Below are 25,492 nucleotides of genomic sequence, written 5' to 3' on the forward strand. Positions count from 1 at the left end.
TCCCTCGCCACAGGGGGAGCGAGCTGGTAGCGTTGCCGCATTGATTTTTCGCGGAAACCCAGCACCGATGCAATTTGCAAAGTTGATCTATACCAGCGCACTCCTGTTTTTACTGAGTGGTTGCGCCAGCGTTTCGCAGACAGCCACCCAGTCCTCCCTCGACCAACTCTTGGCCGACCCGGCGCTGCACGGCGCCACGGTGTCGCTGACGGTGCGCGATGCCCGCAGCGGCACCACGCTTTATCAGCACAACCCGCGCACGCGGCTGGTGCCGGCCTCCAACCTCAAGTTGCTGACCACCGCGGCGGCGATGGATGTGCTGGGTCCGCAGTACCGTTTTGCCACCCAGCTGTTGAGCAACGGCGCGCAGCAGGGCGAGCGCCTCGGCGGCAATCTCTACCTGCGCGGCCTGGGCGACCCGACCCTGCAATTCGCCGATTACCAGGCCCTGGCCGCACAACTGGCGAGCACAGGCATCCGCCAGGTGCAGGGCGACCTGGTGTTCGATGACACCTGGTTTGACGCCGAACGGCTGGGCGTCGACTGGTCCCACGATGACGAAAGCACCTACTACGGCGCGCAGATTTCGGCGCTGACCGTGTCACCCAATGCGGATTTCGATGCAGGCACCGTGCTGGTCACGGCCAAGGCGCCGGTGCGGGCTGGCCAGCCCGTGGCGGTGACGATCTTCCCGCCCACCGACTACCTGCAACTGAGCAACCGCGCCATCAGCGGGCCGGGCAACACCTACGGGATCAACCGTCGCCACGGCACCAACCTGTTGCAACTCAGCGGCGCGGTGGCGCCGGGCAAGCAGAGCAGGCAACTGGTGAGCGTGTGGGAACCGACGCAACTGGTGGCCAACCTGTTCGAGCAGGCGCTGGCGCAGCAGGGCATCACCGTGCTCGGCCGTCGCGTGATGGGCGGCGCCAGCCCGGCCACGGCGAACGTGCTGGCCGAGCATCAGTCGGCACCGTTGCAGGCACTGATTGCGCCGCTGCTCAAGCTGTCGAACAACAACATGTCCGAAGCCTTGCTCAAGGCCATGGGCCGCAAGACCTCGAATGCCGGGACGGCGTCGGCCGGCGTGGCGGCGGTGGTGGGCTTCATGCAGCGCCAGGGGCTGGATACGACGATGTTGAGGCAGGTGGACGGCTCGGGCCTGTCGCGGATGAACCTGGTGTCTTCGCAAACCCTCACCGACCTGTTGCTGGCCGCAAGCAAACAGCCGTGGTTCGACGCCTGGTACACCGCGCTGCCAATTGCCGGCAACCGCGACCGCATGACCGGCGGCAGCCTGCGCTGGCGTCTGCGCAAGACCCCGGCGGCCGATAACCTGCACGCCAAGACCGGCTCCATGGCCGGCGTTTCCTCATTGGGTGGCTACATCACCGACGCCCACGGGCGCCGCCTGGTGTTCTCGATGATCAGCAACAACTACCTGGCCAGTGGCGCGCAGATCAAGGCCCTGGAAAACCGCGTCGCATTGACCCTGGCCAACTGGTGACTCAGGGCTGATAACCCATGCGCCAACTCACGGCCCGGGTCGCCGCCAGCAAGTGCTGCGCCGCCGGGCCGTCTTCGTCGGCGTGGAACAATGAGGTGGGGCCGACCACGGTCATGACTGCCGCGACTTGCCCGACGGCGTTGAACACCGGCGCCGACAACGCGTCCACACCCGGCATGAGCAAGCCATGCACAAAGTGCAGGCCACGGTTGCGGATCTGTTCGCACATGGTGGCGTAGGCCTGATCGTCGGCCAGGGCGTGGGCGATTCCGGCCTCGATCTCGCGCGCCCTCAGATCCACCGTCTCCCGCGACGGCAGGAAAGCGCTGAACACCAATCCCGTGGACGAACTGAGCAGCGGCAACACCGAACCCAGTTGCGTCACCACGGTGATCGCACGCACGGCGGGCTCGATATGCACCACGGTCGCGCCCTGGTTGCCCCATACCGCCAGAAAGCAGGTTTCATTCAATTCATCGCGCAGCTCGGCCAGGGGCAGGGCGCCGACCTTCAGTACGTCCATGCTGCCCAGCGCGGCCAAGCCCACGCGCAACGCTTCGCGGCCGAGGCCGTAATGGTTGGTGGCGGTGTTCTGTTCGGCAAACCCCGAGGCGATCAACGCCTGCAAATAGCGATGCACCTTGCTCGCGGGCATCTGCACATGCTCGGCCAGGCGCGACAGCGAAGTGGCCGGCGACAGTTCAGCCAGGGCCTTGAGGATATCGGTGCCCACTTCGGCCGAGCGGACTTTCTGTTTACCGGTGTCGCGGGGCTTTTCCATGGAAGGGCGAGAATCCGAGAGATGAATGGGCGTCTTTATAGCTTGACGGTCGATAGTGATCAAATTACGTTATGCGTAACTGGATTACGATAAAAACAACTTCCGCGTAGAGGATGATCCATGAACCTCGAATACCTGTCGGGCTTCGGCAACGAATTCGCCAGCGAAGCCCTGCCCGGCGCATTGCCGGTCGGCCAGAACTCCCCGCAACAAGCGCCCTACGGGCTGTACACCGAACTCTTCTCCGGCACGGCCTTCACCATGGTCCGCAGCGAAGCCCGGCGCACCTGGCTGTACCGCATCCAGCCGTCGGCCAATCACCCGGCGTTTAGCAAGCTGGAGCGGCAACTGGCCGGTGGGCCGCTGGGGGCGGTAACGCCGAACCGCTTGCGCTGGAACCCGTTGGATATTCCCGCTGAGCCGACGGATTTCATCGACGGTCTGGTCGGCATGGTTGCCAATTCCGGGTCGGAAAAACCTTCAGGCATCAGCATCCACCACTACTGCGCCAACCGCTCGATGGAGCGCGTGTTCTTCAACGCCGATGGCGAACTGCTGATCGTCCCCGAGCAAGGGCGCCTGCGCATCGCCACCGAACTGGGCGTGCTGGACGTGGAGCCGCTGGAAATCGTCGTGCTGCCCCGTGGCCTCAAATTCCGCGTCGAACTGCTGGACGCCCAGGCGCGCGGCTATGTCGCGGAAAACCACGGCGCACCGCTGCGCCTGCCGGACCTCGGCCCCATCGGCAGCAACGGCCTGGCCAACCCGCGGGATTTCCTCACGCCGGTGGCGCACTACGAAGACCTGAAACAGCCTACAACCCTGGTGCAGAAATTCCTCGGCGAACTGTGGGCTTGCGAGCTCGACCATTCGCCGCTCAACGTGGTCGCCTGGCACGGCAACAACGTGCCGTACAAATACGACCTGCGCCGCTTCAACACCATCGGCACGGTCAGTTTCGATCACCCGGACCCGTCGATCTTCACCGTGTTGACCTCGCCCACCAGCGTGCACGGCCTGGCCAACCTCGACTTCGTGATCTTCCCGCCGCGCTGGATGGTGGCCGAGAACACCTTCAGACCGCCGTGGTTCCACCGCAATCTGATGAACGAATACATGGGCCTGATCCAGGGCGCCTACGACGCCAAGGCCGAAGGTTTCCTGCCCGGTGGCGCGTCGCTGCACAGCTGCATGAGCGCCCACGGCCCCGACGGCGAAACCTGCACCAAGGCGATCAACGTCGAGCTGGCGCCGCACAAGATCGACAACACCATGGCCTTCATGTTCGAGACCAGCCAAGTGCTGCGCCCGACCCGGTTCGCCCTGGACTGCCCGCAACTGCAACCCGCTTACGATGCGTGCTGGGCCTCGTTGCCCGTCACGTTCAACCCGAATCGGAGATAACCCATGACTCAGTCCCCTTCTACCCGCAGCTGGGTGGCCTCCGCCAACGGTCACGCTGACTTCCCACTGCAAAACCTGCCGCTGGGTGTGTTCAGCATCGACGGCTCGGCACCGCGCAGCGGCGTGGCGATTGGTGATGCGATCCTCGATCTGCATGCGGCCATCGACGCGTTCGAAGGCGAGGCGCGCCGCGCTGTCGAAGCCACTGCCGGTGGCCAGTTGAACGCGTTTTTCGAGCTGGGCCGTGGCCCGCGCGTGGCCTTGCGTGAACGCCTGCTGGAGCTGCTCGCCGAGGGCAGCCCGCTGCAATCCCGTGAAGCCCAGGTGCTGCACCGCGCTGCCGATTGCCAGATGCATGTACCGGCGCGCATCAACGACTACACCGACTTCTACGTCGGTATCGAACATGCGCAGAACGTCGGCAAACTGTTCCGCCCGGACAACCCGCTGCTGCCGAACTACAAGTACGTGCCGATTGGTTATCACGGGCGTGCTTCGACCATTCGCCCGTCGGGTGTTGATGTACGCCGCCCTAAAGGCCAGACCCTGCCTGCCGGTCACACGGAGCCGACGTTCGGCCCGTGCGCCCGCCTGGACTACGAACTGGAACTGGGCATCTGGATCGGCCAGGGCAATGCCATGGGCGACTCGATTGCGATTGGCGACGCCGCCGAACATATCGCCGGTTTCTGCCTGCTCAACGACTGGTCGGCGCGGGATATCCAGGCCTGGGAATACCAGCCGCTGGGGCCGTTCCTGTCGAAAAGTTTCATCACCACCATCTCCCCGTGGGTCGTCACCGCCGAAGCCCTGGAGCCGTTCCGCAAGGCCCAGCCGGCGCGTCCCGCAGGCGATCCACAACCGCTGCCGTACCTGCTGGACAAACGTGACCAGGCCGCTGGCGCGCTGGATATCGAGCTGGAAGTGCTGCTGACCACCGCCGCGATGCGCGAGCAGAACCTGCCGGCCCATCGTCTGGCGCTGAGCAACAGCCTGCACATGTACTGGACGGTCGCGCAGCTGGTGGCGCATCACAGCGTCAACGGCTGCCAGTTGCAGGCCGGTGACCTGTTTGGTTCGGGCACGTTGTCCGGCCCGCAGGCAGGGCAATTCGGCAGCCTGCTGGAAATGACCGAAGGCGGTAAAAAAGCCATCGAGTTGCCATCCGGCGAAGTGCGCAAGTTCCTGGAAGACGGTGACGAAATCATCCTGCGCGCCCGTTGCAGCCGCGAGGGTTTTGCCTCCATCGGCTTTGGCGAATGCCGTGGCACGGTAGTGGCCGCGCGTTAAGAGGGCTCGGGTGATGGAACTCTATACCTACTACCGTTCTACCTCGTCGTACCGGGTGCGTATCGCCCTGGCGCTCAAGGGCGTGGACTTCACCGCGGTGCCGGTCAACCTGCTGGTGCCGGCCGGTGGCGCGAATCGCCAGCCCGAGTACCTGGCGATCAACCCGCAGGGCCGCGTGCCGGCCTTGCGCACCGAGGACGGCGAGCTGTTGATCCAGTCGCCGGCGATCATCGAGTACCTCGACGAACGTTATCCACAGGCGCCGCTGCTGTCCAAGGACCTGGCCACCCGTGCCCATGAACGTGCGGTGGCGTCGATCATTGGTTGCGATATTCATCCGCTGCACAACTCCAGCACGCAGAACCTGCTGCGGCAGTGGGGGCATGACGAGGCGCAGGTGCTGGCGTGGATCGGCCATTGGATCAGCCAGGGCCTGGGCGCGGTGGAGCAGTTGATTGGCGACAAGGGTTTTTGCTTTGGCGAACAGCCGGGCATGGCCGATGCGTTTCTGATTCCGCAGTTGTATGCGGCGGAGCGCTTCAAGGTGCCGTTGGCGGCGTATCCGCGCATAGGAAGGGTGGCCGCATTGGCCGCTCAACATCCAGCCTTCATCCAGGCCCATCCCGCCAATCAACCTGACACACCCTGAATCTAACTGTGGGAGCTGGCTTGCCTGCGATAGTGGAGCACCCGTGCCAGATGAGTTGCCTGACACACCGCCATCGCAGGCAAGCCAGCTCCCACAGTTTGATCAGCGTCATCCTTATAAAAATAATAGGTACCTTGCGATGCACAATCAGATTGCCAGCTTTCGCGCGGCACTCGACGCCCGTCCGGTGTCGCGTTACCAGTGGTTGATCCTCCTGTTGCTGGCGCTGTTGCTGGTGACCGATGGCTATGACGCTCAGGTGCTGGGTTATGTAGTACCGGCCCTGGCCAAGGATTGGGGCCTGGAAAAAGCCGCGTTCGGTCCGGTCTTCAGCGCCAACCTGCTGGGCCTGACCCTCGGCTCGCTGCTGGTCACGCCGCTGGCCGATCGCTTTGGTGTGCGGCGCATTCTGTTGGGCTGCGTGCTGATCTACGCCAGCCTCACGCTGTTGATGGTGTTCGCCAACTCACTGACCAGCCTGATGGCCGCGCGTTTTATCTGCGGCATCGGCATGGGCGGCGCCATGCCCAGCGCCATGGCGCTGATGTCGGATTACTCACCCCCGCGCCTGCGCACCTTGATGGTGACGCTGGCCGCGTGTGGTTTCTCGTTTGGCGGCGCGGCCGGTGGGTTTGTGGCCGCCGGGTTTATCGACAGCTTCGGCTGGCAGGCGGTGTTCCTCGCCGGTGGCGTGACGCCGCTGCTGCTGTTCCCGTTTCTGCTGTGGCTGCTGCCGGAATCATTGCCACGTTTGCTGCGGGATGCGCCGCCGTATGCACGCTTGCACCAGGTCACCACGCGCATGCTGCCTGGTTGGCAGGCGCCGCTGGCCAGCACGGCAGAAAACCTACAGGAGCAGGGCAGCAAACTGACGGTGGTGGAGCTGTTCCGTAACGGTTATGCGCGCCCGACCTTGCTGATCTGGGCGACGTTTTTTGTCAGCCTGATCCTGCTGTATTTCATGATCAGCTGGCTACCGTCATTGCTATTGGAAAGTGGCCTGGCCCTCAAGCAAGCCAACCTGGTGACCTCGATGTTCCTGTTTGCCGGCACCCTGGGTGCCATCGGCATGGCCTGGTTTGCCGACCGCTTGAAAAGCAAAGTGCGCCTGTTGTCGGGTGTGTTGGCGGCGGCTGCACTGTGCACCATTTTGCTCGGCCTGAACCACGACAACCCGCGTTATCTGGTGGCCTGCGTGTTTGCCGCCGGGTTCTGCATCATCGGTGGGCAACTGACCCTCAACGCCTTCGCCAGCAACTTCTACCCGGCGCATGTGCGCGCCACCGGCACGGGCTGGGCATTGGGCGTGGGGCGGTTTGGCTCGATCCTGGGGCCGCTGTTTGGCAGCCTGTTGTTGGCGATGCATATTCCGGTGCAGCAGATTTTTTTCTTTTGCGCGATTCCGGCGGTGATGGCGGCGTTGTTGATTATCCAGGTGCGATCACCGGGCTCAAGTGAGCCTGTGAGTCCGTTGCATGGCGACATTCTAAAAGCGCCGGCCAATCACTGACTCGGCGCAGATCAAAATGTGGGAGCTGGCTTGCCTGCGATAGCATCACCTCGGCATGTCTGATGTACCGAGGCGCCTGCATCGCAGGCAAGCCAGCTCCCACACAAGCCAGACCTCACCTGCTCAGTGCACCACTGAGTTGGGTGGCAAATGGCCCAATCGCTCGGTCAGGCGCAGGCGCTGGATAGGGTCTTCACTGAGCATCAACGCGTGTTCCAGGTCAAAACGCTCGGCATTGGGACAATCCAGCCGCTGATACAGGCTGGCCCGCGCCAGATAGTCGGCAGCGCTGGCATTGCCCAGCTCCAGCACGCGTTCGGCATCCACCAAGGCCTCCAGCGGTGCATCATTGGCCAGGTGCAGTTGCCGCAGGTTGCGCGACAGCCGTTGCAGGATCGAACGCGGGTCGGCGCTATGCAGGTGCTCGGCCTGAAGCTTGAGGTTGGGGCCGTATTGGCGTTGCAGCAGTTCGCGGCAATCGTTGGGGTACAGGCGCCGGCCGCCGCAGGGGTCCAGCAGGTGATCGGCGCCGGGCACCCGCAGCAGGAAGTGTCCGGGGAAATTCACGCCGACCATCGGGATGTGCAGGCGTCGCGCCAGTTCCAGCGCGATCAGCCCCATCACCAGGGGTTGCCCGCGCTTGCGTTGCAGCACTTTATCCAACAGGGCAGCGGCGGGGCGCAGCGGGGTGAAGTCGTCCTGGGCAAACCCCAGGTCATTCAGGCGCCGCAGCAACGGCTGGCCCAGCTCATCCGCTGGCAGCAGGGGCATTGCCACGCTGACTTGCTGTTGCAGCACCGTCAGTTCCTGCAGGATCAGCAACGGCTGCACGGTGGGGTCGTGCTCGGCGGCAATCCACAGGGCTGCCTCAAACAGCGCAGGGGGCGAACGTTCCAGGCAGGCGAAAAAGGCTGTGCGGGGATTCATTGCATTCTCCGGCAGATGCTCCCGTTTTAGCCTTGCTGGGAATTTTCGTCCAGTGGCTTGAGAAATATCCCATTTGCTTATGTCCCATGGCCTACGAAAACGGCTGGCTTATTCCAGCGTAGTCCGTCGGATTTCTACCGTGAGCCTATACTTGGGCCACTACCAGAAGTGATTCGGGAGCTTGACGATGTTTGCGCTCATGCACAGCACCCGCCTTGAATCGCTGCACCTGAGCGTCGATCCGGTCACCGGGCTGAAGGCGGTCATCGCCATCCATAACAGCCGCCTCGGGCCCGCCCTGGGCGGCTGTCGCTACCTCGCTTACCCCGACGACGAAAGTGCCGTGGCCGATGCCGCGCGCCTGGCCCAAGGCATGAGCTACAAAGCCGCCCTGGCCGGGCTGCCGGTGGGCGGTGGCACGGCAGTGATCCTTCGCCCTGTGCACGTGGAAAGCCGTGCCGCTTTGTTTGAAGCCTTCGGCCGCTGCGTTGAAAAACTCGACGGTCGCTTCATCACCGCCATCGACAGCGGCACCTCGGTGGCCGACATGGACTGCATCGCCCAACACACAAGGTTCGTCACCAGCACCACCGCCGCTGGCGATCCGTCTTCCCACACCGCCATGGGCGTATTCACCGGCATCCGCGCCAGCGCCATGGCGCGCCTGGGCAGCGACAACCTTGAAGGTTTGCGCGTGGCCGTCCAGGGCTTGGGCAACGTCGGCTACGCCCTCGCCGAACAACTGCACGCGGCCGGTGCCGAACTGCTGGTGAGCGATATCGATCACGGCAAAGTGCAATTGGCCATGGAGCAACTGGGCGCGCATCCCATCGCCAACGACGCCTTGCTCAGCACCCCCTGCGACATCCTCGCACCCTGCGGCCTGGGCGCCGTATTCAACCGCCAGAGCGTCGGCCAACTGCGCTGCGCCGCCGTCGCCGGCTCGGCCAGCGCGCAGCTGACCAATCTGGACATCGCCGACCAACTGGAAGGGCGCGGCATCCTCTACGCCCCCGACTACGTGATCAATTCCGGCGGCCTGATCTACGTCGCCCTCAAGCACAACGGCGCAGAACTGCCCGACATCACCGCGCACCTGTCGAATATCGGCACGCGCCTGACGGAAATCTTCGCCCATGCCCAGGCCGAAAAACGCAGCCCCGCGCGAGTGGCGGACGAACTGGCCGAGCGCCTGCTCTACAAATGACCCACGCATTAAAAAGGCCCTGAATCCATGATTCAGGGCCTGTTCAATTCGGGCTTTATTCCGCCGGCGGGTTCAGCAACTCGGACAATGCGTCCGGTTGGCTCTTGAACGCCTTGGCAAACACATCGCGGTTCTTCGCCATGTAGATCCCGGCTTCCTCCACCTGCTGCTCGCTCAACGACGGCACGGCTTTTTGCAACACTTCTGCGAGCAACTCAGCGAGTTCAAGCATCTTGTCATGACGGTCAGCTTCGGCTTTATCCATGAACAAACGCTCCAGATCTCGGCTGCTGCGGTATACCACTTCGACGGCCATTCACCACCTCACATGCCTTCACGATAGTTGTCTTTTGCGACTACTGTATTTATATACAGCGAAAAGGGTAAGCCAAACCGTGGGGTTTGGGTAGCAGTTTTTTAATGTAGTTGGAAAATTGGGGTTTGCTATAACGGAAATTTCTGACAACTTGCCGGGGTTGCGCTGGAATTGTCCGGTGGCTTACCTTCCTCGGGCGCTGCATTTGCAGCGAGTGGGCTTGGCGGCCCAACAAGGAAGCGCAACAACCCCCCGTGAGGCTGCAGACGTTTTTGCATTTGCATTCTTGTGTTATGGCGGGTTGCGCATGGACCCTTCGGGGTGCCGGGTCGTTCCTTACCGGTCCGCCAACCTTGTGCAATCCGTCACCCAATCTGCTTGGCGGCAGACGGTGATGGTTTCTTTACTAAGGAACTAGGCCAATGAAGAAAATTACTCCCAATCCTCCGGCTACCGACTCGACACTATTCTGCGTTGCACCCGAAGCTGACACTGAAACCTTACTGGCCAACGCCAGCGAAACCCTATGCAGTGCCCGTGAAATGGCTAACACGCTGGCATTCGACCTTGACGGTCCGCAGCGGAGTCTAGTGTTAGCTATTCACCAATTGGTTGAAATGGGCTGCCTGTTAGTCGACCGAGCGTTAGAGAAAGTCGCACCAGTGTGATGCGTGGTCCTCTGACCGCTCCTGCAATTTGGGGCGGTCAAAACATGGTCCCAATGGCTTCGATTTTTCCTGTTACTCACTTCATCGCTCAAAGCACGACAGCGAAAACGCGAGCGACTAGACTTCTTTTTCATCGACAACGGAGGCTTTTATGGACACTTCCTTTTCCTCTGGTATCCACGCAGATACCGAAGAGCAGGCCGATAGCTACGACCGCTGGTTTCGCGCCAAGGTACAAGCTGCTCTTGATGACACCAGCCCCGGCATTCCTCACGACGAGGTGATGGCCGAGATGCAAGCGTTGATCGAGTCCAAACTCAAGAAAGGCGATGCTGATTGAGTGGGTGCCCGCAGCGCGGGTGGAACTTCGGCAAATTATTGATTACCTCAGTCATCGCAATCCTGTCGCAGCTCTCGAGATAAAGCGTTCAATCGAAGCTTCGGTTCTGGCGCTCTCCCGCAGACCCCACCTTTACCGTCCTGGCAGAGTCCTTGGTACGCGAGAAATGGTCGTACATCCGAATTATCTGGTCGTATACAAAGTGACAGACAACATTCGGATTCTCTCTGTTTTACACGCACGCCAGCGATATCCCTGATTGACCCGCCTTTCGGATGAGCAAAGTATTTACTTTGCTCATCCTTACACGTGCCTCATGTCACCCCGCCACCATCTCATACCTGCCCCTGGCCTTTTTTCTGCATGCAGAACAACCGTCACGTCCAACCCGCATTATCCGGTCGAGCCGACCTAAGGAAGCATCATCGTGAAAATCAACTGGGCCGAAAGGCTGCGCCAGAACGTGCATGAACTGGCTGAGTCCCTGGGCAACCTGTTTGTCGAGTCGTTCCACTATCTGGCGCTGTTCGCCATTGGTGCGGTGACGGCCTGGGCGGCGGTGATGGAGTTTCTGGGGATGCTGGAGAACGGGCACATCAAGATCGATGACATCTTGCTGCTGTTCATCTACCTGGAACTGGGCGCGATGGTCGGGATTTATTTCAAGACCAACCACATGCCCGTGCGCTTCCTGATCTACGTGGCGATCACTGCGCTGACACGCCTGCTGATCTCCAACGTGTCCCACCACAACCCGCCAGACGTAGGCATCATCTACCTGTGCGGTGGGATTCTGCTGTTGGCGTTCTCGATCCTGGTGGTGCGTTACGCTTCGTCGGCGTTCCCCTCGGTGAAGGTTGATGGCCCGCGTCGCAAAGGCGAAGCGAACCTGGAAACCGAGAAAGGCGAGCTTTAAAGCCCGACGCTGAAGGGCAGCGCTCGCGCCGGCGGGCGCTGCAACAGTTTGTGGTCGCCATCGGTCATCACCGCGAGGATCTCCATGGCGCTGTGGCCCTGTTCGATGGCGATGCCAAATTGGATGCTTTGCACCAGGCGTTTGAGCCGCTGCGGGTCGTTGCGTTGCTCGGCGCTGATCATGCGCTTGGCTACCACACCCGCCTCGTTGGAGAGGGTGAGCATGATGCTGCCATCCAGCCGCTGGATGCTGAGGTTGACGCGGTAGTCGGGGGTGAAGGTGTCAGTGATGATCTGAAAAGGATTGTCCATGGTGCGTACCGCCTGATAAGAACATGCAGTCATTGACGGCCGGTGGCGGGATTAGTTCGCATCTCCTGACCACTGGCCATTGCCCTCATTCCCTGTACAGCAAGGGCCGTGCCGTACAGCGAACCCTCAATCGCTGAAGTCCCCCCTGTGGGAGCGGGCTTGCCCGCGATTACGCTGTGTCAGCTTGCTAAAACTTGGCTGACAGACCGCTATCGCGGGCAAGCCCGCTCCCACACTGGATTGTGTTTGTGCGTTGTTTCAGGGCAAGACCGAAAAAACGATCGCAGACAGCGCAATCAACCCGATCACCACCACAAACACATTCGACACCTGGCCCGAATACTGGCGCAGCGATGGCACGCGGCGAATCGCGTACATCGGCATCAGGAACAACAGGCACGCGATGATCGGCCCGCCCATGGTTTCGATCATGCCCAGGATGCTTGGGTTGAAGGTAGCCACGGCCCAGCAGGTCAACACCATGAAGATCGCGGTGGAACGCTCCAGCCATTTGGCCGACATCGAGCGGTTGCGCCCACGCAGGGATTTGACGATCAAGCCCTGGAAACCTTCGCTGGCGCCGATGTAGTGGCCAAGGAAGGATTTGGTAATGGCCACCAGCGCGATCAACGGTGCCGCGTAGGCGATCACCGGGGTCTGGAAGTGGTTGGCCAGGTACGACAGGATCGAAATGTTCTGCGCCTTGGCGGCCGCCAGGTCTGCCGGCGACAGGGCCAGCACACAGCTGAAGCAGAAGAACATCACCGTCAACACCATCATGCCGTGGGCGGTGGCGAGGATGCCGCTGCTCTTGCGCTCGGCCTGCGCGCCGTACACGCGTTTTTGATCGACGGCGAACGCCGAGATGATCGGCGAGTGGTTGAAGGAAAACACCATCACCGGGATCGCCAGCCACAGGGTCTTGAAGAACAGCGGCATGGGCATGCCATCACCGGCCGAGGCGAAGAACGCGCCGTTCCAGTTGGGGATCAGGCTGACGGCCAGCAACAGCAGCGCGGCGACGAACGGGTACACCAGCACGCTCATGGCCTTGACGATCACGCCCTGGCCGCACCGCACAATCGCCATCAAGCCGAGGATCAGCACCAGCGACAGGATCGCCCGGGGCGGCGGGGCGATGTGCAGTTGGTGTTCCATGAAGCTGCTCAGGGTGTTGGTCAGCGCCACGCTGTACACCAGCAGGATCGGGAAGATGGCAAAGAAATACAGCAGGGTGATGAGCTTTCCTGCACCGACGCCGAAATGTTCCTCGACCACTTCGGTGATGTCGCCGGATTTGCCCGACAGCACAAAGCGCGTCAGCCCACGGTGGGCGAAGAAGGTCATCGGGAAGGCCAGCAGCGCCAGCACGATCAGCGGCCAGAAGCCACCAACGCCGGCGTTGATCGGCAGGAACAGGGTGCCGGCGCCGATGGCGGTGCCGTAGAGGCCGAGCATCCAAGTGGTGTCGTGTTTGGTCCAGCCTTTGCTCACGGTCGTTGTTGCAGTTTCAGCAGGATTTTCGGCAGCAGGTGTACGTACATCGGTCATCGTTATTGCCTCGTTATTATTTTTGCGCGGGCTCACGTTGGGACGGTCAGGGAATGCTCCTCAGCATTCCACCCAGCTCACGGCCAGGCCGCCCCGTGAAGTTTCTTTGTATTTGTCATGCATGTCGGCGCCGGTATCGCGCATGGTGCGGATCACCCGGTCGAGGGAGATGAAGTGTTTGCCATCACCGCGCAGGGCCATTTGCGTGGCGTTGATCGCCTTGACGGCGGCGATGGCGTTGCGCTCGATGCACGGCACCTGGACCAGGCCGCCGACCGGATCGCAGGTCAGGCCGAGGTTGTGTTCCAGGCCGATTTCGGCGGCGTTTTCCAGTTGCTCCGGGGTGGCGCCGAGCACATCGGCCAAGCCAGCGGCGGCCATGGCGCAGGCCGAGCCGACTTCGCCCTGGCAACCGACTTCGGCGCCGGAGATCGAGGCGTTTTTCTTGCACAGGATGCCGACGGCGGCAGCGGCCAGGAAGAAATTGACCACGTCATCGTCGGACGCTTCAGGGTTGAATTTCATGTAGTAATGCAGCACCGCCGGGATGATCCCCGCTGCGCCGTTGGTCGGTGCCGTAACCATGCGCCCGCCAGCGGCGTTTTCTTCGTTGACGGCGAGGGCGAACAGGTTGACCCATTCCATCGCCGACAAGGTCGACGTGATCACGTTCGGTTTGCCGATTTCCAGCAGGCTGCGGTGCAATTTCGCCGCGCGGCGCGGCACATCCAGGCCACCTGGCAAGATGCCTTCATCGCGCAGGCCTTGTTCCACGCACTCGCGCATCACCGACCAGATATGCAGCAGGCCGCTGCGGATTTGTTCGTCGCTGCGCCAGGCGCGTTCGTTGGCCATCATCAGTTCGGAAACCCGCAAGCCATGCTTGTTGCACAGGGCCAGCAGTTCCACGGCGCTGGAAAAGTCGTAGGGCAATTCCACGTCGCTGGTCGGCGCGATGCCCGATTCAGCCTCAGCCGCTTCGATGATGAAACCGCCGCCCACCGAGTAATAGGTTTGTTCGCTCAACAGGCCGCTGTCGCCGTAGGCGTGCAGGGACATGGCGTTGGGGTGGTAGGGCAGGCTTTCGTCCAGCAGCAGGAGATCGCTTTGCCAGTTGAAGGCAATGTCCTGAAGGCCTGCGAGCAACAGCCGGCCGGATTCGCGCAGGTGCTGGATACGGGCATTGATCGAGGTGGGGTCGACTGTGTCCGGCCACTCGCCCATCAGCCCCATCACGCAGGCACGGTCAGTGGCATGGCCGACCCCGGTGGCGGACAGCGAGCCATACAGGCGCACTTCAACGCGGCGCGTGTCGCTCAGCAGTTGTTGATCGATCAGGGCTTGGGCGAAGGTCGCCGCCGCCCGCATCGGGCCGACGGTGTGGGAGCTGGAGGGGCCGATGCCCACTTTGAATAGATCGAAAACACTGATAGCCATGCTAAAGCCTTACAAGCAATGGAGTAGGAATCGCTGCCATGTTTTGTAGGACGAGCGCAATTGGCGCGATACTGAGCCTCTGGATCGGCACTGACCAACGAATTATCCTAAGACACCCTTTAGCAGGACTAAACTCTTATGACCCGTCCCCTCCATGGCCAGACCTACGTCTGGTTGCACGTTTTCTCCTGTGCTGCGCGGCATTTGTCATTCACCCGCTGCGCCGAAGAACTGCACATCACGCCGGGGGCGGTGAGCCAGCAGATTCGCCAGTTGGAGGAGCGCCTGGGGTTTCGCTTGTTCCATCGCCGCGCACGGGGGGTGGAGCTCAGCGCCGAAGGGCAGCGGCTGGCGGCGACGGTGGGGGAGGCCTACGGCAGCATCGATGCCGAGTTGCAGCGGCTGGACGCGGGGATGATCAGCGGCACCTTGCGCCTGCGCTCGATCCCATCGTTTCTCGGCAAATGGTTGACCCCGCGTTTACCGCGTTTGCAGCAACGTTTCCCGGACATTCAACTGCGCATGGTCGCCGAAGACAGCAGCATCGCCCTGCACGAGGGCGACTTCGACCTGGCCATCGACTTGAACGACGGCAGCTACCCCGGCCTGTTATCCACAGCCCTGTTGGACGAGCAGATTTTCCCGGTGTGTGCGCCGAGCCTGTTGCGTGGACGGCCGCCGCTGCATGGGCCGGCGGATCTGGCGCACTTTCCCCTGCTACACGACATCACCGCCTGGCGTGGGAGTTATGAATATGCGGAGTGGGAGTTTTACCTGAATGCCATCGGTTATCACGACGCCGACGTGCGCCGTGGGCACACCTTCAACCGCAACCACCTGACCATCGAAGCCGCCATCGCCGGCATGGGCGTGGCCATTGCGCGACGCACCTTGCTCAACGACGAACTGGAACGCGGCACCTTGATCGTGCCGTTCGGCCTGGCCGTGCCCAACCATAAACGCTATGTGCTGCTGTATGCGCCAGGCGCGCTGAGCCACCCGGGCGTGCGTGCGGTGCATGATTGGCTGGTGGAGGAGGCGGAGATTTTTCGCGGCTTGCACCCGTTGGGCGACGGGCAATTGTGAGGATTGCTGGGCGTAGGAAGTTGTAACTAACTCCCCACCCTAACAGCGTTTTTGATCGTAGTCAGGGTTAATTTGTAATGTGGGATTTATCTTTGAAAAGGGGTTGAATTGTTCGGCTGACTGCTCAATTGTGTAGTCAAGAGGTCATGGTTTCACCGCATCGGTGTTGCAGTTGTGACCTCTCGCGAGCTAGCTGAAATAAGGGAAAAACTATGCAAATCCAAGTCAATAGCGATAACCATATTGAAAGCAGCATCCGACTGGAGGAGTGGGTACGTACTACCATTGAAAGCACGCTCGAACGTTACGAAGAGGACCTGACCCGCGTTGAGGTCTACCTGCGGGATGAGAACGGCGACAAGCCCGGCCCCCACGATTTGAGCTGCCGCCTGGAAGCACGGCCAAAAGGCCATCAGCCGCTCTCGGTACTGCACAAGGCCGATACCCTGGAACAGGCGATCGACGGTGCGGCGACCAAGCTGGACCATGCGCTGGAGCATCTGTTTGGCAAGCTGCAAGGCAAGCCTCGCGCTGCCGCGAAACCCCAGCCAGCCAAAAGCGTGAATGATGACGCGCTTGAAGAGGAATTCCTGGAAAACGAAAACGCTGCACTCAATAGCTGACAGTTTTTTCAACCCCACTGAAGACGGGCCTGCATTTGCAGGCCCGTTTGCGTTTAGGGGTTCCGTCGGAAGAAGTACCTGCTCAACAGCGCCAACCCGACTGCGCCACCCCCCGCGAACAGCATCGCCCAACCTGCGCCGTGACGCAGTGCGGCCTGGGCGTCGGCGAACGACAGCCCCATGGACGCCGTCAGCTTGCCCGCCGCGATGTCCTGGCTGATGGCTGGCCAATCCAATGCCGTGCTTGCGGGCAAGATAGTGGCCAGTTGATAGCTGATCCCCAGCAACAGCACCAACCCCATCAACGCGATGTTGAGCGCCAGGGTGATCAGCCGCGCGCTGAGGTCGATGCCCGACGCCATGCCTGCGCGGTCGGCCGAGACCGAGCCGGTGGTGGTGTTGGTGGTCGGCGAGTTGGTCAGCGCCAGGCCCACGCCGGCTGCGGCGCAGCTGACCAGCACCATTGCGATGCTCGGCTGCGCCGCAGTGTTGACGGCGGCCATGCTCAGGAACCCCACACCCATCAAGCCCAGCCCCAGGGGAATGATGCGTTCGGCGCCATAGCGCAGGGCCAGGCGTTCGGCCAGTGGCGGCACCAGCAAGGTCGGCAAGGTGTAGGCCAGCAGGGCGACGCCGGTGGTCAGGGTGTCGTAGCCCAGGCCGGCCTGGAAGTAGAGCGGCAGGTAGATCATGAACGGCCAGAAGCTGAAGTTCATGCCGATGGAACCCATCAGGGCGCCGTTGAAACGCCGGATGCGAAACACCGAGAAATCAAACATCGGGTGCGTGCTGCGCTTCTCGATAAACACGAACAGCACCAGGCCGATCAACGACAAGGCCGCCCAACCCAGCATCGCAGGTGTACCAAAGCCGTGTTCACTGCCTTGGGTGATGAAGTAGACCAGCGAAAACACCGACAGCGTCAAGGTCAGCATGCCAGCGATGTCGAGGCGATGTCCTGCTGGGTCGCGGGATTCCTGCACGCTGATGTGCAGCAGCCCCAATGTCAGAAGTGTCAGTGGTACATGCACGAGAAACACCCAACGCCAGTCCGCCACCGCCAGGATCAACGCGCCGACCATCGGCCCGAAGCCCAGCCCCACGCCCGCGATCACCCCCCACACCGCAAAGGCGCGTGCGCGTGCCGCCGGTTCGCGGAACTGGTGCGACAGAATCGCGAACTGACAGATCATCATCGCCCCAGCGCCGATACCTTGTATGAAACGTGCCGCGATCAGCGTGGAAGCGTCGTTGGCCAAGCCGCAGGCCAGGGAAGCCAGGGCAAACAGCCACAGGCACACCACCAGCATGCGCCGACGGCCAAAGCGATCCGCCAAGGTGCCCGCCGCCATCAGTACGCTGGTGCAGGCCAGGGTGTAGGCGTTCATGATCCATTGGGCGTCCTGGAAACCGCTGCCCAGTTGCTGTTCCAGGGTGGGCAGGATGACCGGCACGCTGGAGATTTCCAGGCCGAACATCAGGGCCACCAGGCATACGGCAGTGAGGGCAAGACGGTCTCTGGCGGCGCGTGGCGGGCTGGCGGCGGATAACGTGGTTGCGTGTGGCATGGGATTCTCCTGGTCATAGTGAAGTCGGGCTATTTTCAGGGGAATGTATTTCTTTATTCGTGATAAGTTTTCCGTTGATAAGGGAATCAAGGGCGACAATTACATCATGGCCACCCCACGTTTTGATGGCGTTGAACTGTTTCTGCAAGTGGTGGAAAGCGGCAACCTGACGGAAGCCGCCGAGCGCCTGAACCTCACCCGTTCGGCGGTGGGCAAAGGCTTGGCACGCCTGGAGGCGCGGTTGGGTACCCGCTTGTTGCAGCGTTCGACCCGTCGTCAGCATCTGACAGAAGACGGGCAGGCGTATTACGAGCATTGCCTACGCGCCTTGGCGGAATTGGAGGCGGCCGAATCGGTGCTGGAAAGCGGGCGGCAGCAACCACGTGGGCGGTTGAGGGCAAGCGTGCCGCTGGCATTCGGGCATCACTATGCGGCGCCTGCGTTATGGAGCTTGCTGGATCGTTATGCGGAACTGGAGATCGAGGTGTGCTTCTCTGACCGTATGATCGACTTGACGCAGGAAGGCTTCGACGTTGCCGTGCGTATCGGCCCGTTGCCCGACACTGATCGACTCAGCGCCCGCCGCCTGGGGGAGCAAGCCGTGGGCCTCGCCGCATCGCCGGCGTACCTGCAACGTGTGGGGAAAATCGAATCCATCGATGATCTGGCAGGCCGTCGGGAGATTGCCTACAGAACCAACACCCCGCATCGCTCACGGCTGATAGCACCGCTGGTACTGGACGACCTCCAGGCCGTGGCTGATGCCGCCATCGCGGGCGTTGGCCTGGCCTGGTTGCCGAGTTGGTTGATTGCCCATTACGTCCTGCGCGGGCAACTGGAAGCGGTGCTGCCGGGCTACCGTGAACAGCCTTCGCCGATCCACGTGATTTGGCCAACCGCACCGCACATGCCGGCCAAGACCCGTTGCGCCATTGACGCACTGGTCGCCGCGACCCCCAGTTGCCTGGCGGGCAGCTAATGTGGCGAGGGAGCTTGCTCCCGCTGGGGCGCGAAGCGGCCCCGCTCGTTGTTGTAACGAATGGGACTGCTGCGCAGTCCAGCGGGAGCAAGCTCCCTCGCCACGACAAGCGCCCCTGCCACAGGGGTTTATGTGGTTAGAACGCGATGGAGGTTTGCACGTACACCGTGCGCGGCTCGCCGACGTACTTGCCCTTGTTGTTGTCGTCGAACGAGCGGGTGAAGTACTGCTTGTTGAAGATGTTTTTCACACCCACCGCGACGTTCAAATCCGACAGCTGCGGGCCAAAGTCGTACGCCGCACGGCTGCTGAACAGCATGTAGCCAGGGATGCGTCCGGTGTTGCCGTCAGCATTTTCCTGCTCGGTATTGGCGTTATCGGCGAACTGGCTGCTCTGGTAGCTGCTGTCCACATTGAGTTTCCACGGCCCTTCGGTGTAACCCACGCCGAGGGTGCCTTTGTGCTTGGACGAGAAGGGCACGCGGTTGCCTTTGTTCGGGCCGTCTTCGCGGATGGTCGCGTCGACGTAGGCATAGCTGGCGTACACATCAAAACCGGCGAGGGCCGGGCTCAAACCGTCGAGGGCATAGTTGATGCTGCTCTCGATGCCCTGGTGGCGGGTTTCACCCCGGGCGATCACCGAGTCGTCGGTCTGGTTGCTTTCGTACTGGTTGTCGAAGTTGATCAGGAACGCGCCGATTTCGGCACGCAAGGCGCCGTCGTCGTAGCGAGTGCCGACTTCCCAGGTGCGGGCTTTTTCCGGTTTGACTTGGCCTTTGGGCACGCGCTTGGCCATCTGGCTGTACTGCACGCTGCCGAACGAACCTTCGGTATTGGCGTAGAGATTCCAGCTGTCGGTGAGGTGGTAGAGCACGTTCAACGCCGGCAACGCGGTGTTGTAGTTGCCTTTGTAGTTGAGGTTGTTGATATGGTCGGTCTGCTCGGACTTGATCATCTCGTAGCGCACGCCCGGGGTGATGGTCCATTGGCCGATATCAATCCGGTCGTCGATGAAGAACGCATTGGCTTCGGTGCTGCCACGGGTATCGCGGTCGTTCTTGCTGTTGGTGGTGGGCATTTGCTGGTTGGCCGAGATCGGCGTGGTGTAGCGCAATTCGTGGCCGGCTTCGTTGATATAGCGATAGCCCACGCCGACTTCGTGGCTGGTGTTGCCGAGGTCGAAGCCCTGGGCAAAACGGCTTTCCAGGCCGCGCACCCAGTATTCGCGGGGCGACAGGGACAGGAAGCGGGTCTGGTCCAGGTAGCCGTTGCGCAGGGTGGTGGTGAAGAAAGTGTTCACGGTGAATTCGCGGCGGTCTTCCTGGTAGCGGTAGCCGGCGTTGAACATCGTACGGCGGCCCCAGAACTTGTCGTAGGGGCGGGTGGACTGATACGGATCAGCCTTGTAGTCCTTGACGTTCAAACCACCGGGCATATCCGCCTGGCCTTCGTAGTACTGCGCCATGGCGTTGAAGCTGTTGGCTTCGTCCAGTTGGTATTTGCCCTTGAGGATCAGGTCGTCAATGCGCGTGTTGCTGTTTTCGCGCCAGTCGCCGCCACGGGTGCCGGAGTACAGGATCGCGCCACCCAGGCCGTTGTCGGCGGTGCCGCCGGCCAGCAGGTTGGCGGTGGTCTTGAAGCCGTCATGGCTGGAGGACGGGCTGGTTTCGGTCTGGAAACCGCCTTTGACCGTGGGCGCGTCCGGGATCGCGCCGGGTCACGAAGTTGACCACGCCGCCGACGTTCTGCGGGCCGTAGCGCACGGCGCCGCCGCCGCGGACCACGTCCACCGCGTCCATGTTGCCCATGCTGATCGGTGCGAACGACAGCTGCGGCTGGCCATACGGCGCGAAGGGCACCGGGATGCCGTCCATCAGCACCGTGGAACGTGACGCCAGGCGTGGGTTGAGGCCGCGAATGCCGAAGTTCAGCGCCATGTCGTGGCTGCCGGTGCCGTTGTTTTCCGGGGCGTTGACGCCGGGGATGCGGTTGAGCACGTCGCGGGCCTGGGTGGCGCCCTGGCGTTCGAATTCTTCGCGGCGGATCACGTCACGGGCGCCGGGGTGTTCGAAGACGTTGGTTTGCGCGGCGTCGCCGAGCCAGTCGCCGACCACGCTGGAGGTGCCCAATTCGATGGTTGTCGGCGCATTGGCCGACTGCAGGCTGTAGGCATTGTCGCCTTCGGCGCGGGCTTGCAGGCCGGTGCCTTCCAGGAGTTTCTGCAGGCCTTCGGCGGCGCTGTAGTTGCCGGACAGGCCACGGCTCTGCATGCCAGCGGTAACTTCTGAACCAAAGGAAATCAACACACCGGCTTCGCGGCCGAACTGGTTCAGGGCGGTTTCCAGCGAGGTCGGTGCGATGTGATAGGGCTTGGCGTCAGCCGCCATCACCGCAGGCAGCACGGTAAGACTCAAGCTGGCGCCGAGTAGGAGTTGGCGCAGGGAGCGGGCAAGAAGCGTCGGTTGCTGGGGCATGAAGAGCGTCCTGAGAAGGAAGGATCAAGGTGGCTTTCCTTCTCTGTCACGCGAGGTGTGGAAAACGGCTCACAAGGTTTGAAAATAATGTCAGGCGCGGGCCTCGACGGTCACCCAATAGCGGGTAAAACGCCGCACCTTGACCGGCAGGCTCACGGTGAGCAGGTCGAGGATGCGCTCGCTGTCGTCCAGCGGGTAGCTGCCGGAGATCAACAGGTTGGCGACTTGCGGGTCGCAGTTGAGCTGGCCACGGCGATAACGGCCCAGTTCGTTGAGGAAATCTTCCAGGCGCATGTGGGCCGCGACCAACATGCCATCGGCCCAGGCGCCGCTGTTGGCGTCGGTGGCGCGCGGCGTGTCCCAGCCTTTGCGGGTGAAGTTGACCTGCTGCGCGGCGTCGACGCTCAGCGGCAGGCCGCTGTAGGTGTTGGGCATCACATCAACCTGGCCGTCGAGGACTGCCAGCTGGGTGTGGTCGTTGAACTGACGCACATTCAGGCGTGCGGCCTGGCTGCTGAGCAGGCCCTGGCCGGTCAGGACCTTGAGCGGTGCAGGGCCTTTGACGCCGGTCAGCAGGATCTCGCCTTCGAGCAGGCGGACAAGTCGTTGCTGGCCATCGAAGTGCACATCCACCGCGCTGCCCGTGTTGAGGTGCAACTGGCTGCCGTCGGCCAGTTGCACTTTGCGCCGTTGGCCCACCGGGCTGCGGTAGTCGGCGGTCAGCGGCGGCAGGATATGTTGCTGGCGCAGGCTCCACGCGGCGGCGGACCCGGCGCCGAGAATCAGCAGCAGCTTGAGGGCCTGGCGCCGGCTGGTGGAGGTTGGCGCGTTCAACGCCGCGTGGGCCAGGGGCGAAGGCATGCCGCGCAGGCGCTGGTTGACGCGTTGCATATGGTCCCAGGCGCGCTGGTGTTCACTGTGGGCATTCAGCCAGTGCTGCCACGCCGCGTGCTGGCGCGGGTTGAGGGCGCCTTGCTGCATTTCCATCAGCCAATGCACGGCTTGTTCGGCGACTTGCGTGGAGAAGTTCATAGGGCAAAGTAGCAGCGCATGGCCGCTTTATTCAGGTGGCGTTTGACGGTGGCGATGGAGATCCCCAGTTCGGCGCCAATTTGCGCGTAGGTCAGGCCGTCGAGCTGCGCCAGCAGGAAGGCGCGCTTGACCTGGGTGGGCAAGCCGTCGAGCAATTGGTCCAGCTCCACCAGGGTTTGCAGGATGATGGCGCGTTCTTCTTCCGAGGGCGCCACGTGTTCGGGCATCTGCGCGAGGGCGTCGAGGTAGGCGCGCTCCAGGTCCTGGCGGCGGTAGAAGTTGAACAGCACGCGCTTGGCCACGGTGGTGAGGAAGGCGCGGGGTTCGATCAGCGTTGGGGTTTCTCGGGCGGTGAGCACGCGGATGAAGGTGTCTTGCGCCAGGTCGGCAGCGCTTTCCGGGCAGCCGAGCTTGCGTCGCAACCAGCCGGTGAGCCAGTGGTGATGGTCGTTGTACAGAACTTCGACGGTGTTGGACGGCTGCAACGCGATCACTCCATAAGCATTTCGCATGCTTTAGAGAACAAGAATTGTTCGCATTGTAGGCGGCCCGATACGGTTCGGCAATCCGCCAGCACCGGTGTTTCATCCGTTCTGTTTTGCTTATGAGAATATTTATCATTAATATTGCGCGCTGATGAACCTGGCGCCTCCTGCATGAAAAGCAAAACCTCACTTCCCGTCGCTTACCGTCTCGCCGTGACATCACGGGTGCTCGCGGCTGTGGTCGGCGGCTACCTGATGGCCTCCCTGGCCGCCATCTGCCTGGCATTGTGGATGCCCACCTCCCGCGCCGACGCGGTGATCACCGGGATGATGAGTTCGTTTGTGTTCTATCTGCTGGCGGTGCTCTGGTGCTTTGCCTGCCGCACGGCCTGGCGTGCCTGGTTTGGCGTGATGCTGCCGAGCGCAGCGTTTGCCACGCTGGCGGGTGTGGGCTTGTGGATGGTGCGCACATGAAAGAGGGCTTTCGCCAGGCCATGGCCTGGTTGCACACCTGGAGCGGGCTGATCTTTGGCTGGCTGCTGTTTGCGATTTTCCTGACGGGCACCTTGGCGTACTTCAAGGAAGAAATCAGCCACTGGATGCAGCCCGAAGTGCAGGCCTATCCACTGGATAACGCGCGCAGCCTGAGCGTCGCGCAAACCTATCTGCAACAAACCGCACCAAAGGCCGCGCGCTGGTTTATCAACCTGCCGGACGAGCGCGACCCGGCCTTGTCGGTGATGTGGCAAGACAAGCTCGACCCCGGCCGACGCGGCAACTTCATGCAGAAAACCCTCGACCCGGTCACCGGCCAAGACGTGCAGGCCCGCGAAAGCATGGGCGGCGACTTCTTCTATCGCTTCCACTTCCAACTGCAAATGCCCCACCCCTGGGGCCGCTGGTTGTCCACCATCGCCGCGATGGTGATGTTTGTCGCGTTGATCACCGGGATCATCACCCACAAGAAAATCTTCAAGGACTTCTTCACCTTTCGCCCCCGCAAAGGCCAGCGCTCCTGGCTCGACGGGCATAACGCGGTGGGTGTGCTGGTGTTGCCGTTCCATCTGATGATCACCTACAGCAGCCTGGTGATTTTCATGAGCATGGTGATGCCGGCGCCGATCCTCGCCTCTTACAGCGGCGATACCCGCGCCTTTTTCAACGAAGTGTTCCCCGCCACCAATAACGCGCCGGCGCTGGGGCAACCGGGCCAATTGCTGCCGCTGTTGCCAATGTACGAACAGGCACGGGCGCAGTGGGATGGTGGCCACGTAGGCCGACTGGGGGTGAACAACCCCAGCGATGTGAATGCCTCGGTCAATGTGTTCCGCGCCAGTTCCGACAATGTGGTGCATGAATTCGACAGCATCGTGTCGTTCAACGGCACCACCGGCGAGCTGCTGCGCAGCAGTGACGGGCAATCGCTGCCGGCGATTATCGGTGGCAGTTTCTATGGCCTGCACATGGGCCATTTCGCCGGCCCGGTGCTGCGCTGGCTGTACTTTATCTGCGGCCTGGCGGGCACGGCGATGATCGGCACCGGGCTGGTGATCTGGCTCGGCAAGCGCCAGCTCAAGCACGCCAAGAGCGGCGTGATGCCGTTCGAACTGCGGCTGGTGGAGGTGCTGAACATCGCCAGCATGTCCGGGTTGATGATCGCCATCGCTGCGTTCTTCTGGGCCAATCGCCTGTTGCCGGTGAGCTTCGCCGAACGCTCGGGTTGGGAAGTGCAAGCCTTCTTTATTGCCTGGGGCTTGAGCCTGCTGCACGCGATCCTGCGCCGTGGCCGCCAGGGCTGGGTCGAGCAATTGAGTGCGGGCGCGCTGCTGTTTGCCGCGATTCCACTGCTCAATGTGCTGACCACCCAGCACCATCTGGGCGTTTCATTGGTGAAGGGCGACTGGGCCATGGCCGGCTTCGACCTGACCTGCCTGGCCAGCGGCGTGTTCCTCGCCTGGGCGGCCTGGAAGATGCAGCACCGCGTGGCGCCGCAAGCCAAGGCCGAGCGCGCCCGGCCGTTGACCCTCAAGCAGGAGGCGAACTGAATGCTGCTCGCGCTCCTGATGTGCTACGCCGGGTTTACCGCACTGTGCCTGTCCACCGACCGTCACCACGGTGAGCTGCTGCACAGCAAACCGTCGCCCCGTCGGCGCCTGGGTCTGCGCGCAGTGGGGTGGTTGCTGCTGACGCTGTCGATCTGGCCGGCCGTGGCGCTCGGCGGTTGGAGCCGGGGCCTGGTGGACTGGTGCGCCGTGCTGATGCTCAGCGCGTTGTTGTTGGTGCTGTTGCTGCCCTATCGACCACGGTTGGCCTTGATCCTCGCGGGTGTTGGCCTGCTGGCCAGCCCCGTCGCCGCTTTCGCCACCCTCTGAGCAGCGCCCATGATGATCAGCCACCCCACCGGAGTCCCAGGACAGCCAGCGCGCTGAAT

At 62.2% G+C, this 25,492-nt stretch carries 25 protein-coding genes and 1 pseudogene; 16 read left to right on the forward strand and 10 right to left on the reverse strand.

Going from position 1 to position 25,492, the window contains the following annotated elements:
- Nucleotides 1–67 precede the first annotated feature (67 nt).
- Nucleotides 68–1,507, forward strand: a complete 1,440-nt coding sequence (gene dacB / locus PSH87_RS05250; RefSeq protein ID WP_017736218.1) for a D-alanyl-D-alanine carboxypeptidase/D-alanyl-D-alanine-endopeptidase — start codon at nucleotides 68–70, stop codon at nucleotides 1,505–1,507.
- Nucleotide 1,508: 1 nt separating this feature from the next.
- Here the strand turns inward: dacB and PSH87_RS05255 are convergent, their stop codons facing one another.
- Nucleotides 1,509–2,288, reverse strand: a complete 780-nt coding sequence (locus PSH87_RS05255) for an IclR family transcriptional regulator (RefSeq protein ID WP_017736219.1) — start codon at nucleotides 2,286–2,288, stop codon at nucleotides 1,509–1,511.
- A gap of 120 nt (nucleotides 2,289–2,408) precedes the next feature.
- Here PSH87_RS05255 and hmgA point away from each other — a divergent pair, with 120 nt between their 5' ends.
- The 4 genes from hmgA (at nucleotide 2,409) to PSH87_RS05275 (ending at nucleotide 7,141) form a co-directional block, all read left to right on the forward strand.
- Nucleotides 2,409–3,692 carry a homogentisate 1,2-dioxygenase gene (gene hmgA, locus PSH87_RS05260; RefSeq protein ID WP_305432808.1) on the forward strand — a complete coding sequence of 428 codons (1,284 nt, stop codon included), beginning with the start codon at nucleotides 2,409–2,411 and terminating at the stop codon, nucleotides 3,690–3,692.
- 3 nt (nucleotides 3,693–3,695) lie between these two features.
- Complete coding sequence (gene fahA, locus PSH87_RS05265) at nucleotides 3,696–4,982, forward strand: fumarylacetoacetase (protein WP_305432809.1); 1,287 nt, start codon at nucleotides 3,696–3,698, stop codon at nucleotides 4,980–4,982.
- Between the two features lie 13 nt (nucleotides 4,983–4,995).
- Nucleotides 4,996–5,631: a maleylacetoacetate isomerase gene (gene maiA, locus PSH87_RS05270; RefSeq protein WP_017736222.1), complete on the forward strand. Its 636-nt coding sequence runs from the start codon at nucleotides 4,996–4,998 to the stop codon at nucleotides 5,629–5,631.
- Nucleotides 5,632–5,770: 139 nt separating this feature from the next.
- The gene (locus PSH87_RS05275) at nucleotides 5,771–7,141 is read left to right on the forward strand and encodes an aromatic acid/H+ symport family MFS transporter (RefSeq protein WP_305432810.1); all 1,371 of its coding nucleotides are present in this window, start codon (nucleotides 5,771–5,773) and stop codon (nucleotides 7,139–7,141) included.
- 123 nt (nucleotides 7,142–7,264) lie between these two features.
- On the opposite strand, the gene PSH87_RS05280 is transcribed toward PSH87_RS05275, so the two are convergent.
- Complete coding sequence (locus PSH87_RS05280; protein ID WP_305432811.1) at nucleotides 7,265–8,068, reverse strand: SirB1 family protein; 804 nt, start codon at nucleotides 8,066–8,068, stop codon at nucleotides 7,265–7,267.
- A gap of 187 nt (nucleotides 8,069–8,255) precedes the next feature.
- On the opposite strand from PSH87_RS05280, the gene PSH87_RS05285 reads away from it, so the two are divergent.
- Nucleotides 8,256–9,275 (forward strand): Glu/Leu/Phe/Val dehydrogenase dimerization domain-containing protein, encoded by a 1,020-nt coding sequence (locus PSH87_RS05285; protein WP_305432812.1) that lies wholly within the window; start codon nucleotides 8,256–8,258, stop codon nucleotides 9,273–9,275.
- Nucleotides 9,276–9,330: 55 nt separating this feature from the next.
- Here the strand turns inward: PSH87_RS05285 and PSH87_RS05290 are convergent, their stop codons facing one another.
- Nucleotides 9,331–9,591: a YebG family protein gene (locus tag PSH87_RS05290; RefSeq protein WP_010564043.1), complete on the reverse strand. Its 261-nt coding sequence runs from the start codon at nucleotides 9,589–9,591 to the stop codon at nucleotides 9,331–9,333.
- Nucleotides 9,592–10,013: 422 nt separating this feature from the next.
- Between PSH87_RS05290 and PSH87_RS05295 the strand changes: the two genes are divergently transcribed.
- The 4 genes from PSH87_RS05295 to PSH87_RS05310 all read left to right on the forward strand — a co-directional run bounded on the left by PSH87_RS05295 (nucleotide 10,014) and on the right by PSH87_RS05310 (nucleotide 11,515).
- On the forward strand, nucleotides 10,014–10,259 hold the full coding sequence (locus tag PSH87_RS05295; protein WP_305432813.1) for a DUF6124 family protein: 246 nt from the start codon (nucleotides 10,014–10,016) through the stop codon (nucleotides 10,257–10,259).
- A 151-nt stretch (nucleotides 10,260–10,410) separates the two neighbouring features.
- Nucleotides 10,411–10,599 (forward strand): hypothetical protein, encoded by a 189-nt coding sequence (locus PSH87_RS05300; RefSeq protein ID WP_033902470.1) that lies wholly within the window; start codon nucleotides 10,411–10,413, stop codon nucleotides 10,597–10,599.
- Complete coding sequence (locus PSH87_RS05305; protein ID WP_305432814.1) at nucleotides 10,589–10,858, forward strand: type II toxin-antitoxin system RelE/ParE family toxin; 270 nt, start codon at nucleotides 10,589–10,591, stop codon at nucleotides 10,856–10,858. The genes PSH87_RS05300 and PSH87_RS05305 overlap by 11 nt, the downstream gene beginning before the upstream one ends.
- A 168-nt stretch (nucleotides 10,859–11,026) precedes the next feature.
- On the forward strand, nucleotides 11,027–11,515 hold the full coding sequence (locus tag PSH87_RS05310) for a phosphate-starvation-inducible protein PsiE (RefSeq protein WP_124527359.1): 489 nt from the start codon (nucleotides 11,027–11,029) through the stop codon (nucleotides 11,513–11,515).
- Here PSH87_RS05310 and PSH87_RS05315 read toward each other — a convergent pair.
- From PSH87_RS05315 to PSH87_RS05325, 3 genes are all read right to left on the reverse strand, one after another.
- Entirely contained in the window at nucleotides 11,512–11,826 is a 315-nt protein-coding gene (locus tag PSH87_RS05315; RefSeq protein WP_124527358.1) for a DUF3509 domain-containing protein, read from the reverse strand. The two genes, PSH87_RS05310 and PSH87_RS05315, sit on opposite strands and share 4 nt — an antisense overlap.
- Before the next feature lie 258 nt (nucleotides 11,827–12,084).
- A complete protein-coding gene (locus PSH87_RS05320) occupies nucleotides 12,085–13,377 on the reverse strand; it encodes a serine/threonine transporter (RefSeq protein ID WP_305432815.1) in 1,293 nt (430 codons plus the stop codon).
- A 60-nt stretch (nucleotides 13,378–13,437) separates the two neighbouring features.
- Nucleotides 13,438–14,814: an L-serine ammonia-lyase gene (locus PSH87_RS05325; RefSeq protein ID WP_017736191.1), complete on the reverse strand. Its 1,377-nt coding sequence runs from the start codon at nucleotides 14,812–14,814 to the stop codon at nucleotides 13,438–13,440.
- 138 nt (nucleotides 14,815–14,952) lie between these two features.
- On the opposite strand from PSH87_RS05325, the gene PSH87_RS05330 reads away from it, so the two are divergent.
- Both PSH87_RS05330 and PSH87_RS05335 read left to right on the forward strand, forming a co-directional pair.
- Nucleotides 14,953–15,900 (forward strand): LysR substrate-binding domain-containing protein, encoded by a 948-nt coding sequence (locus PSH87_RS05330; RefSeq protein WP_305432816.1) that lies wholly within the window; start codon nucleotides 14,953–14,955, stop codon nucleotides 15,898–15,900.
- 212 nt (nucleotides 15,901–16,112) lie between these two features.
- A complete protein-coding gene (locus tag PSH87_RS05335) occupies nucleotides 16,113–16,523 on the forward strand; it encodes an HPF/RaiA family ribosome-associated protein (RefSeq protein ID WP_017736189.1) in 411 nt (136 codons plus the stop codon).
- Nucleotides 16,524–16,576: 53 nt separating this feature from the next.
- Here PSH87_RS05335 and PSH87_RS05340 read toward each other — a convergent pair whose 3' ends face one another.
- Nucleotides 16,577–18,091 (reverse strand): MFS transporter, encoded by a 1,515-nt coding sequence (locus PSH87_RS05340; RefSeq protein WP_305432817.1) that lies wholly within the window; start codon nucleotides 18,089–18,091, stop codon nucleotides 16,577–16,579.
- Nucleotides 18,092–18,197: 106 nt separating this feature from the next.
- On the opposite strand from PSH87_RS05340, the gene PSH87_RS05345 reads away from it, so the two are divergent.
- Nucleotides 18,198–19,070, forward strand: coding sequence for a LysR family transcriptional regulator (locus PSH87_RS05345; protein WP_026136724.1), 873 nt, complete (start codon nucleotides 18,198–18,200; stop codon nucleotides 19,068–19,070).
- A 136-nt stretch (nucleotides 19,071–19,206) separates the two neighbouring features.
- Here PSH87_RS05345 and fecA read toward each other — a convergent pair.
- The 3 genes and pseudogenes from fecA to PSH87_RS05360 form a co-directional block, all read right to left on the reverse strand.
- Nucleotides 19,207–21,544: pseudogene (gene fecA, locus PSH87_RS05350) on the reverse strand (TonB-dependent Fe(3+) dicitrate receptor FecA).
- Nucleotides 21,545–21,634: 90 nt separating this feature from the next.
- Nucleotides 21,635–22,576: a FecR domain-containing protein gene (locus tag PSH87_RS05355; protein ID WP_305432818.1), complete on the reverse strand. Its 942-nt coding sequence runs from the start codon at nucleotides 22,574–22,576 to the stop codon at nucleotides 21,635–21,637.
- Nucleotides 22,573–23,061 carry a sigma-70 family RNA polymerase sigma factor gene (locus PSH87_RS05360; RefSeq protein WP_017736184.1) on the reverse strand — a complete coding sequence of 163 codons (489 nt, stop codon included), beginning with the start codon at nucleotides 23,059–23,061 and terminating at the stop codon, nucleotides 22,573–22,575. The genes PSH87_RS05355 and PSH87_RS05360 overlap by 4 nt, the downstream gene beginning before the upstream one ends.
- Before the next feature lie 171 nt (nucleotides 23,062–23,232).
- On the opposite strand from PSH87_RS05360, the gene PSH87_RS05365 reads away from it, so the two are divergent.
- The 3 genes from PSH87_RS05365 to PSH87_RS05375 are packed head-to-tail and all read left to right on the forward strand — an operon-like array spanning nucleotide 23,233 to nucleotide 25,433.
- Nucleotides 23,233–23,535 carry a DUF3649 domain-containing protein gene (locus PSH87_RS05365; RefSeq protein WP_026136722.1) on the forward strand — a complete coding sequence of 101 codons (303 nt, stop codon included), beginning with the start codon at nucleotides 23,233–23,235 and terminating at the stop codon, nucleotides 23,533–23,535.
- Nucleotides 23,532–25,106, forward strand: a complete 1,575-nt coding sequence (locus PSH87_RS05370; RefSeq protein ID WP_305432819.1) for a PepSY domain-containing protein — start codon at nucleotides 23,532–23,534, stop codon at nucleotides 25,104–25,106. The genes PSH87_RS05365 and PSH87_RS05370 overlap by 4 nt, the downstream gene beginning before the upstream one ends.
- Nucleotides 25,107–25,433 carry a DUF3325 domain-containing protein gene (locus tag PSH87_RS05375; RefSeq protein WP_017736181.1) on the forward strand — a complete coding sequence of 109 codons (327 nt, stop codon included), beginning with the start codon at nucleotides 25,107–25,109 and terminating at the stop codon, nucleotides 25,431–25,433. It begins immediately after the preceding gene.
- The last annotated feature ends 59 nt before the right edge of the window (nucleotides 25,434–25,492 follow it).

The organism is Pseudomonas sp. FP453 (genome assembly GCF_030687495.1).
Taxonomy (GTDB): Bacteria; Pseudomonadota; Gammaproteobacteria; order Pseudomonadales; family Pseudomonadaceae; genus Aquipseudomonas.